Here is a 7,962-nt window from a genome sequence, read left to right as displayed (position 1 = left end):
TTTTTTTTTCTGTGGTCCCATCTGTGTTGCTCGGAAGCACCCCCGGGAGGGGGTGGGTTGTAAGGAAAGAAGGCCGGGGGGGGGGGGGGGGTCCCCCCCCCCCCCCCGCGCCCGGAAGTCCTGACTGCGAACGGGGTCTCAGTCGAGAGCGCCGACGACTTCCTCGACGGCGTCGACCAGCGCGCCGGACCGGCACAGCTCGACGGCGGCCTCCATCTCCGGCGCCAGGTGCCGGTCGGCGCCGGGACCGGCGACGTGCTGCCGGATGCGGTCGCGCACGGCTCCGGTGGCGGGCGACGGGCTCAGCGGCTGCCGCATGTCCATGGCGCGCGCCGCGGTGAGCGCTTCGATCGCCAGGACGCGGGTGAGGCCGTCGACGGCGCGGCGGAGCTTGCGGGCCGCGGACCAGCCCATCGAGACGTGGTCCTCCTGCATGGCCGAGGACGGGATCGAGTCGACGCTGGCCGGGACGGCGAGGCGCTTGAGCTCGGAGACGATCGCGGCCTGGGTGTACTGGGCGATCATGTGGCCGCTGTCGACGCCGGGGTCGTCCGCGAGGAACGGCGTCAGGCCGTGGTTGCGGGCGGGGTCCAGGAACCGGTCGGTCCGGCGCTCGCTGATGCTGGCCAGGTCCGCGGCGACGATGGCGAGGAAGTCCAGCACGTAGGCGACGGGGGCGCCGTGGAAGTTGCCGTTGGACTCGACGCGGCCGTCGGGGGTGACCACGGGGTTGTCCACGGCGCTGGCGAGCTCGACCGCCGCGACCGACTCGGCGTGGGTGAGGGTGTCGCGGACGCCGCCGGCGACCTGCGGCGCGCAGCGCAGCGAGTAGGCGTCCTGCACGCGGTTGCAGTCGGGGCCGGCGTGGCTGGCCACGATGCCCGAGCCGGCGAGCACGCGCCGCATGTTGGACGCGGCGGCGGCCTGGCCGGGATGCGGGCGCAGTTCCTGCAGGTCGGCGGCGAAGACGCGGTCGGTGCCGAGCTGGGCCTCCACGCTCATGGCGGCGGTGATGTCGGCCAGCTTCGCCAGCTTGCGCAGGTCGTGGCAGGCCAGCACGAGCATGCCGAGCATGCCGTCCGTGCCGTTGATCAGCGCGAGCCCTTCCTTCTCGGCGAGTTCGACCGGGGTGATCCCGGCGGCGGCGAGGGCGACCGCTGCGGGCAGCGAGCGGCCGTCTGCGTCCCGCACGGTGCCTTCGCCCATGAGGGCGAGCGCGGCGTGCGCGAGCGGTGCGAGGTCGCCGGAGCAGCCCAGGCTGCCGTACTCGTGGACCACCGGCGTGATCCCGGCCGACAGCATCGCGGCGTAGGCGTCGGCGATCTCGGGGCGGACGCCGGTGCGGCCGGTGGCCAGGGTGGACAGGCGCAGCAGCATCAGCCCGCGGACGACCTCCCGCTCGACCTCCGGGCCGCTTCCGGCGGCGTGCGAGCGGACGAGGCTCTTCTGCAGCTGGCGGCGCAGTTCCACCGGGATGTGGCGGGTCGCGAGCGCGCCGAACCCGGTGGAGATCCCGTAGACCGGCTTCGGTTCTTCGGCGAGGCGCTCGATCCGGCCGCGGGTGTCCGCGAGGGCCTGGCGGGCCTCCTCGGAGAGCTCGACCCGCGCGCCGCCGCGGGCGACGCGGACGACGTCGGCGGGGCTGACGGGGCCGACTCCCACGACCACCGGCTGGGCGGTGGTGTCCGCGCTGGCTTCGGTACTGCTGAGCATGCTCAATGTTCTTCTTCCTCGTGAGTTGGGGCGTCGCGCTCGCTTCATCCGGCTGGTGGCGCCAGGTGAAGCATAGGGTTGTCTATACAGCTACGCGTTCGGTGGTCAGCCGGTTCCGGCCTCGGACGCGGCGAGCCGGTCGTCGTCGGGGCTCCCGCCGGCGGCCTTGCGGCGGCCGACGCCGAGCTTGTAGAAGATCGTGAGAGCGGCGAGCCACACGGCACCGACGATGAGCGCCACGCGGGTGTCCGCGGAGAACGCCAGCAGCACGAACACGAAGACCAGGAAGGCGATCGCCGCGATCTGCGCGTACGGCCACAGCGGCGACGGGAACTTGAGCGCCGACGCCTCGGCCGGGCTCATCTTCCGGCGGGCCTGGTAGTGCGCCAGCATGATCATCAGCCACACCCAGACCGTAGCGAAGGTCGCGATGGAGGCGATGATCGTGAAGATGTCCTCCGGGACGACGTAGTTGAGCACCACGCCGATCAGCAGCGCGCCGGTCATGATGACCACGGTCATCCAGGGCACGCCGTTGCGCGAGACCCGGCCCATGATCGCCGGCGCCTGACCGCGCTCGACCATGCCGAACAGCATGCGGCCCGCGCCGAAGATGTCGCTGTTGATCGCCGACAGCGCGGCGGTGATCACCACGACGTTGAGGACGGTCGCCGCCGAGGTCAGCCCGAGGCCCTCGAAGATCTGCACGAACGGGCTGCCCGAGGAGCTGATCGACTGCCACGGGGTGATCGACATGATGACGCCGATGGTCAGCACGTAGAACAGCAGCACGCGCACCGGAACGCTGTTCACCGCGCGCGGGATGGTCTTGTGCGGCTCCTCGGCCTCCCCCGCGGTGACGCCGATGATCTCGGTGCCGCCGAAGGCGAACATGACCACGGCGAAGGACATCAGGAAGCCCTCGATGCCGTTGGGGAAGAACCCGCCGTGCGACCACAGGTTGCTCACGCCGGTCTCCGCGTGGGCTCCGCTGAAGCCGAAGACGAGGACGGCGATGCCACCGAGGATCATCGCGACGATCGCGACGATCTTGACCACGGAGAACCAGAATTCGAGCTCGCCGAAGACCTTGACGCTCAGCAGGTTCACCGCGCCGATGACGAACAGCGTGGCCAGCACCCAGATCCACCGCGGCACGTCGGGGAACCAGAATCCCATGTAGACGGCCAGCGCGGTGACGTCGGCGATGCAGACGATGATCATCTCGAAGGTGTAGGTCCAGCCGGTCAGGAAGCCCGGCAGGCGCCCCAGGTGCCGACTGGCGTACTCGCCGAAGGAGCCGGGCACCGGGTCGGCCACGGCCATCTCGCCGAGCGCCCGCAGCACCACGAAGACCACGGCACCGCCGATCAGGTAGGCCAGCAGCACCGAAGGGCCGGCCTGGCTGATCGCCTCGGAAGAGCCGTAGAAGAGACCGGTGCCGATGGCCGAGCCGAGGGCGATGAAGCGGATGTGCCGTGCTGTGAGGCCACGGGTCAGTGCCGCCGCGCCTTTTCTCACCTTTTCCTCCCTGCGGGAACCACGTTGTCCCCTCCGTTGCAACCGGAACCGCCGGCCGTGCTGCCGGGCACAATCCGAGGCGGTGCGATATGTATAGTGCTGTATATACAGCTCGTCAAGAGGTCGGCCCGAAATCCGGGCGGGGCACGCGGAGAAACCGGACAAACGCTGGTGAACAGGGACGATCCGGGGATCAGGTCGCGTCGAAGGTGCCTTCGAGCCGGTATCGCGAACCGGGGTGCAGCAGCCGGGCGGTGCTCACGAGCCGCCCCTCCGACCAGGTGCGCCGGTGGATCAGCAGGCACGGCTCGGCTTCCGCGATGCCCAGCAGCGCGCAGTCCTCGGCGGTGCCCAGCACGGCCTCGACGACGTGTTCGCCCTTGCCCAGCGGCGCGATCCGCGACAGGTAGCTGTTCGGCGTCTGCGTGGCGAAGTCCTGGTCGAGGTAGTCCGGGGCGAGCTCGGGGTTGACGTGGCGGTCCTCGAGCTGGATCGCGATCTCGTCCTCGAAGTGCACCACGAGCGAGTGGAACACCGGCCGCCCCTCGGTGATCCCGAACAGGCGGTGCATCCGCAGGTCGGCGGGTTCCTCCCGCAGCAGCACCACATCGGTCCGGTGCCGGTGCCCGCGCCGCTGGACCTCGTCGGCGATGTTGCGCACCTCGTACAGCGCGGAGCTGCTCTTGCGCTCGGCGACGAAGGTCCCCACGCCGGTCAGCCGGACGATCAGCCCCTCCGAGCTCAGCTCGCGCAGCGCCCGGTTGATGGTCATCCGCGACAGCCCCAGCGCGTTCACCAGCTGGCTCTCCGACGGCAGCAGCTCGCCCTCGGGCCACCGCCCGGAGCCGATCTGCTCGATGATCACGTCCTTGAGGCGGCGGTAGGCGGGCGCGGACTCGCGGCGGCTCTCGCGGAACAGCACGGCCACGTCCAACGCATCAATGGCCACCGGCACCGCCCACCTCGGAGATCGATCATCAGCCCGCGCCCAGTTTATCCCGCGCGACTCCCCCGAAACGCCCCGGCTGGCTCGCAACGCCCGCTGACCGGTGCTTTCACACCGGTCAGCGGGCTCTTCAGCGCCTCAGTCGTCCAGCAGGTCCTCGATCGTGATCGGGATGTGGCGGACCCGGGTTCCCGTCGCGTTGTAGATCGCGTTGGCCACCGCCGCCGCCATGCCCACCGTGCCGATCTCGCCCAGGCCCTTCGCCCCGACCGCGTTGTGCAGCGTGTCCGGGTACCGGACGAAGTGGACGTCGACGTCCGGGATGTCGGCGTTCACCGGGACCAGGTAGCCCGCGAAGTCGCCGTTGGCCAGGCGGCCGCTGTCCTCGATCTCCAGGCCCTCGTGCAGCGCCGCCGACACGCCCCAGATCATCCCGCCGAGCGCCTGGCTGCGGGCCGCCTTCTCGTTGATGATCCGGCCGCAGTCGAACACGCCGAGCATCCGCGACAGGCGGGTCTCCCGCGTCCACTTGTGCACGCGGACCTCGCAGAACTGGGCGCCGAACGAGCTGAACGAGTGCTTCGTCAGCTCCTCGCCGGGCGCCGAGGAACCGATCGCGGAGACCGACGAGCGACCCACCGCACGCAGCAGTTCGCCGAACTCCATCGCGCGGCCGTCGCCGGCCAGCACCCGGCCGTCCTCGTAGGACACCTCCGCGCCCTCGAACGGCGCGCCGGGCGACGACGCCACCGCCAGCAGAGCGTCGATCACCTCGGTGGCGGCGATCATGACGGCCGAACCCGCGCTCGCCGTGCCGGTCGAGCCGCCGGACATGCCGCCCGACGGCAACGCCGAGTCGCCCAGCCGCGGCGTGATCCGCTCGACCGGAATCGCCAGCGACTCCGCGCCCACCAACGACAGGACGGTCAGCAGGCCGGTGCCCGGGTCCGAGCCGCTGGTCGCCACCGCGGCCGTGCCGTCGGCCCGCAAGGTGATCTCGACGCTGGCCGGGAACCGCAGCGCCGGGAACATCGCGGTGGCCACGCCCATGCCCACGAGCCAGTCGCCGTCGGTGCGCCCGCCGGGCGAGCGGTCCGCCCAGCCGAACCGCTCCGCGCCTGTCTGGAAGCACTCGTCGAGGTGCTTGCTGGACCACTGCAGGTCCTTGCCGGGCGGCGCGATCGAGTTGTTCCGCAGGCGCAGTTCGATCGGGTCCACGCCCAGTTCGGCCGCCAGCTCGTCGATCGCGCTCTCCAGCGCGAAGGACCCCGGCGCCTCCCCCGGAGCCCGCATGAACGTCGTCGGCGGGATGTTCAGCGGCACGATCTTCTGGCTGACGGCCAGGTTCTGGGTCGCGTACCACTCCCGCGAGGTGCCGTGCGAGGTCGGCTCCACGAACGACCGGTCCGTCGGCGTCGTGCACCACGACTCGTGGCGCAGCGCGATCAGCGTGCCATCGAAGTCGGCGCCGAGGGAGATCTTCTGCAGTGTCGCCGGGCGGGTCGCCGTCGCGGTGAAGACCTGTTCCCGGGTGAGCGCGGCCTTGACCGGCCGGCCGAGGGCCTTGGCCGCGGCCGCCGCCAGGAACGCCGGGGTGGAAGTGCGGGCCTTGCCGCCGAAAGCGCCGCCCACGAAGGGGTTCAGCGCGCGGACCGACGCGCGGTCCAGGCCCAGCGCTCCGGCGATGTCGGCGGCCTGCAGGTCCGAGCCCTGGTTCCCGCTGTAGATGGTCAGGACGCCGGCGTCCCACACCGCGACCGCGGAGTGCGGTTCCATCGCGGCGTGGTTCTGGGTGGCGGTGCGGTAGGTCGCCTCGATGCGCACCGGGCTCGCCCCCAGCGCGTCCTCGATGGACTCGACGCCGTCCGCGAGGACCGTGATGTCCTCGTTGGACGGCGCGTCCTCGGCCGCGGCGAGGCCGTCCTCGAACGAGGTCAGGGCGGTCCGGGTCCGGTAGGAGACCTCGACCAGCATCGCCGCGTCCCGTGCCTGCTCGAAGGTCTCCGCCACCACGAAGCCGATCGGCTGGCCGTAGTAGGTGACTTCGCGGTCCTGCAGCGGAACCCACATCTCGCCGAAGAGCGGGGAGCTCGGCTTGCGCAGGTCCAGCGGGTCGAACGGCGTGTACACGCCGAGCACGCCGGGCGCGCTCTTCGCCGCCGTGACGTCCATGGCCTCGACCTCGCCGTGCGCGATCGTGCTGAGCACGACGTACCCGTAGGCCATGCCGGGGAAGTTGTTGTCCGCGCCGTACTTCGCCTGCCCGGTGACTTTCAGCGGGCCGTCCAGCCGACTGGTCACAGGCGGCTCCCTTCGGTCAGTTCGAGCAGTGCGCGGACCACGGTCCGCTTCAGCAGGGAAACCTTGAAAGCGTTGCCGGACAACGGCCGAGCGCCGTCGGCCGCCAGGGACGCCGCGGCCTCGAAGGACTCCGGCGTCGCGGGCGCACCGCGCAGGGCCTCCTCCACCGCGGGCAGCCGCCACGGCACGGTCGCCACGCCGCCGACCGCCACCCGGGCGTCGGCGATGCGCTCGTCCTGGACGTCCAGCGCCACCGCGGCGGAGCAGAGCGCGAACTCGTAGGACTGCCGGTCGCGCACCTTGACGTACGTGGAACGCGACGCCCAGTCCAGTCGCGGCACCACGACCTCGCCGATCAGCTCGCCGGGGCGCAGATCGTGCTCCACCTCCGGCGAATCGCCCGGCAGGCGGTAGAGATCGGCCAGCTTCGCGGTGCGGCTCCCGGCGGCGCTGAGCAGCCGGACCTCCGCGTCGAGCGCGACCAGCGCGACCGCCAGGTCGCTGGCGTGCGCTGCCGCGCACGAGTCACTGGTGCCCAGGACCGCGTGCATCCGGTTCGCGCCCGAGATCGCGGGGCATCCGCTGCCCGGTTCCCGCCGGTTGCAGGGCGCGGCGACGTCGCGGAAGTACGTGCACCTGGTGCGCTGCATCAGGTTCCCGCCGATGCTGGCCATGTTGCGCAGCTGCTGGGAGGCGCTCTGCAGCAGGGCCCGGGAGATCGCCGGGTACACGCCGGGGTGCTCGGCGACGTCGCTCATCCGCTCCAGCGCGCCGATGCGCAGCCCGTCGCCGGTGTCGATGCCCCGCAGCGGCAGCTCGTTGATGTCCTGGACCTGTTGCGGCGCGAGGACGTTGAGCTTCATCAGGTCGACGAGGGTGGTGCCGCCGGCCAGGAACGTGCCGGGCGAGGCGAGCGCGGCCTCGACGGTCGTCGGTGCCGTGAGTTCAAAGGGACGCATCGGCCTGCCTCGCTTGTTCGATCGCCGCGACGATGTTCGGGTAGGCAGCGCAGCGGCAGATGTTGCCGGACATGAACTCCCGGACGTCCTCGACGCCCTGCTCGACCGCGGCGACGGCCGACATGACCTGACCGGACGTGCAGAACCCGCACTGCAGGGCGTCCTGGTCGACGAACGCCTGCTGGACCGGGTGCAGGTCGTCGCCGTCGGAGAGGCCCTCCACCGTCGTCACCGGTCGCCGCACGGTGGCGGCGAGGGTCAGGCACGAGAGCACGGGCCTGCCGTCGACGTGCACGGTGCAGGCACCGCACTGGCCGCGGTCGCAGCCCTTCTTCGGGCCGGTGACGCCGAGGTTCTCCCGCAATGCGTCCAGCAGCGTCACGCCGGGATCGACGTTCAGCCGTTCGGCCCTGCCGTTGACTTCGAGTGAGATGTCCACTTGATCTCTTCCCCGCCGGCCGCCCGCGCAGGACGACCGCAGCGGTGTCGCTTGTGGTGGTGGGAGCAGAACTGGGACCATCG

At 71.2% G+C, this 7,962-nt stretch carries 6 protein-coding genes; all 6 read right to left on the bottom strand.

Annotated elements, in window-relative coordinates:
• Window positions 1-138: 138 nt before the first annotated feature.
• Window positions 139-1,713 (bottom strand): histidine ammonia-lyase, encoded by a 1,575-nt coding sequence (hutH, locus tag AC07EQ_RS03620; protein ID WP_478386375.1) that lies wholly within the window; start codon window positions 1,711-1,713, stop codon window positions 139-141.
• 105 nt (window positions 1,714-1,818) lie between these two features.
• Window positions 1,819-3,234, bottom strand: a complete 1,416-nt coding sequence (locus AC07EQ_RS03615) for an amino acid permease (protein ID WP_478386374.1) — start codon at window positions 3,232-3,234, stop codon at window positions 1,819-1,821.
• Between the two features lie 193 nt (window positions 3,235-3,427).
• On the bottom strand, window positions 3,428-4,183 hold the full coding sequence (gene hutC / locus AC07EQ_RS03610) for a histidine utilization repressor (RefSeq protein WP_478386373.1): 756 nt from the start codon (window positions 4,181-4,183) through the stop codon (window positions 3,428-3,430).
• 135 nt (window positions 4,184-4,318) lie between these two features.
• The gene (locus tag AC07EQ_RS03605; RefSeq protein WP_478386372.1) at window positions 4,319-6,481 is read right to left on the bottom strand and encodes a xanthine dehydrogenase family protein molybdopterin-binding subunit; all 2,163 of its coding nucleotides are present in this window, start codon (window positions 6,479-6,481) and stop codon (window positions 4,319-4,321) included.
• Window positions 6,478-7,440, bottom strand: a complete 963-nt coding sequence (locus AC07EQ_RS03600; protein WP_478386371.1) for an FAD binding domain-containing protein — start codon at window positions 7,438-7,440, stop codon at window positions 6,478-6,480. The genes AC07EQ_RS03605 and AC07EQ_RS03600 overlap by 4 nt, the downstream gene beginning before the upstream one ends.
• Window positions 7,427-7,879 (bottom strand): (2Fe-2S)-binding protein, encoded by a 453-nt coding sequence (locus AC07EQ_RS03595; protein WP_478386370.1) that lies wholly within the window; start codon window positions 7,877-7,879, stop codon window positions 7,427-7,429. The genes AC07EQ_RS03600 and AC07EQ_RS03595 overlap by 14 nt, the downstream gene beginning before the upstream one ends.
• Between the last annotated feature and the right edge of the window lie 83 nt (window positions 7,880-7,962).

Source organism: Saccharopolyspora sp. NPDC045839, from assembly GCF_056431645.1.
Note: the sequence above shows the minus strand (reverse complement) of the source record. Positions and strands in the feature narration are given on the sequence as shown.

Coding starts and splice junctions, on each gene's coding strand:
- hutH (WP_478386375.1), bottom strand. CDS start 1,713: ATGCTCAGCAGTACCGAAGCCAGCGCGGACACCACCGCCCAGCCGGTG.
- AC07EQ_RS03600 (WP_478386371.1), bottom strand. CDS start 7,440: ATGCGTCCCTTTGAACTCACGGCACCGACGACCGTCGAGGCCGCGCTC.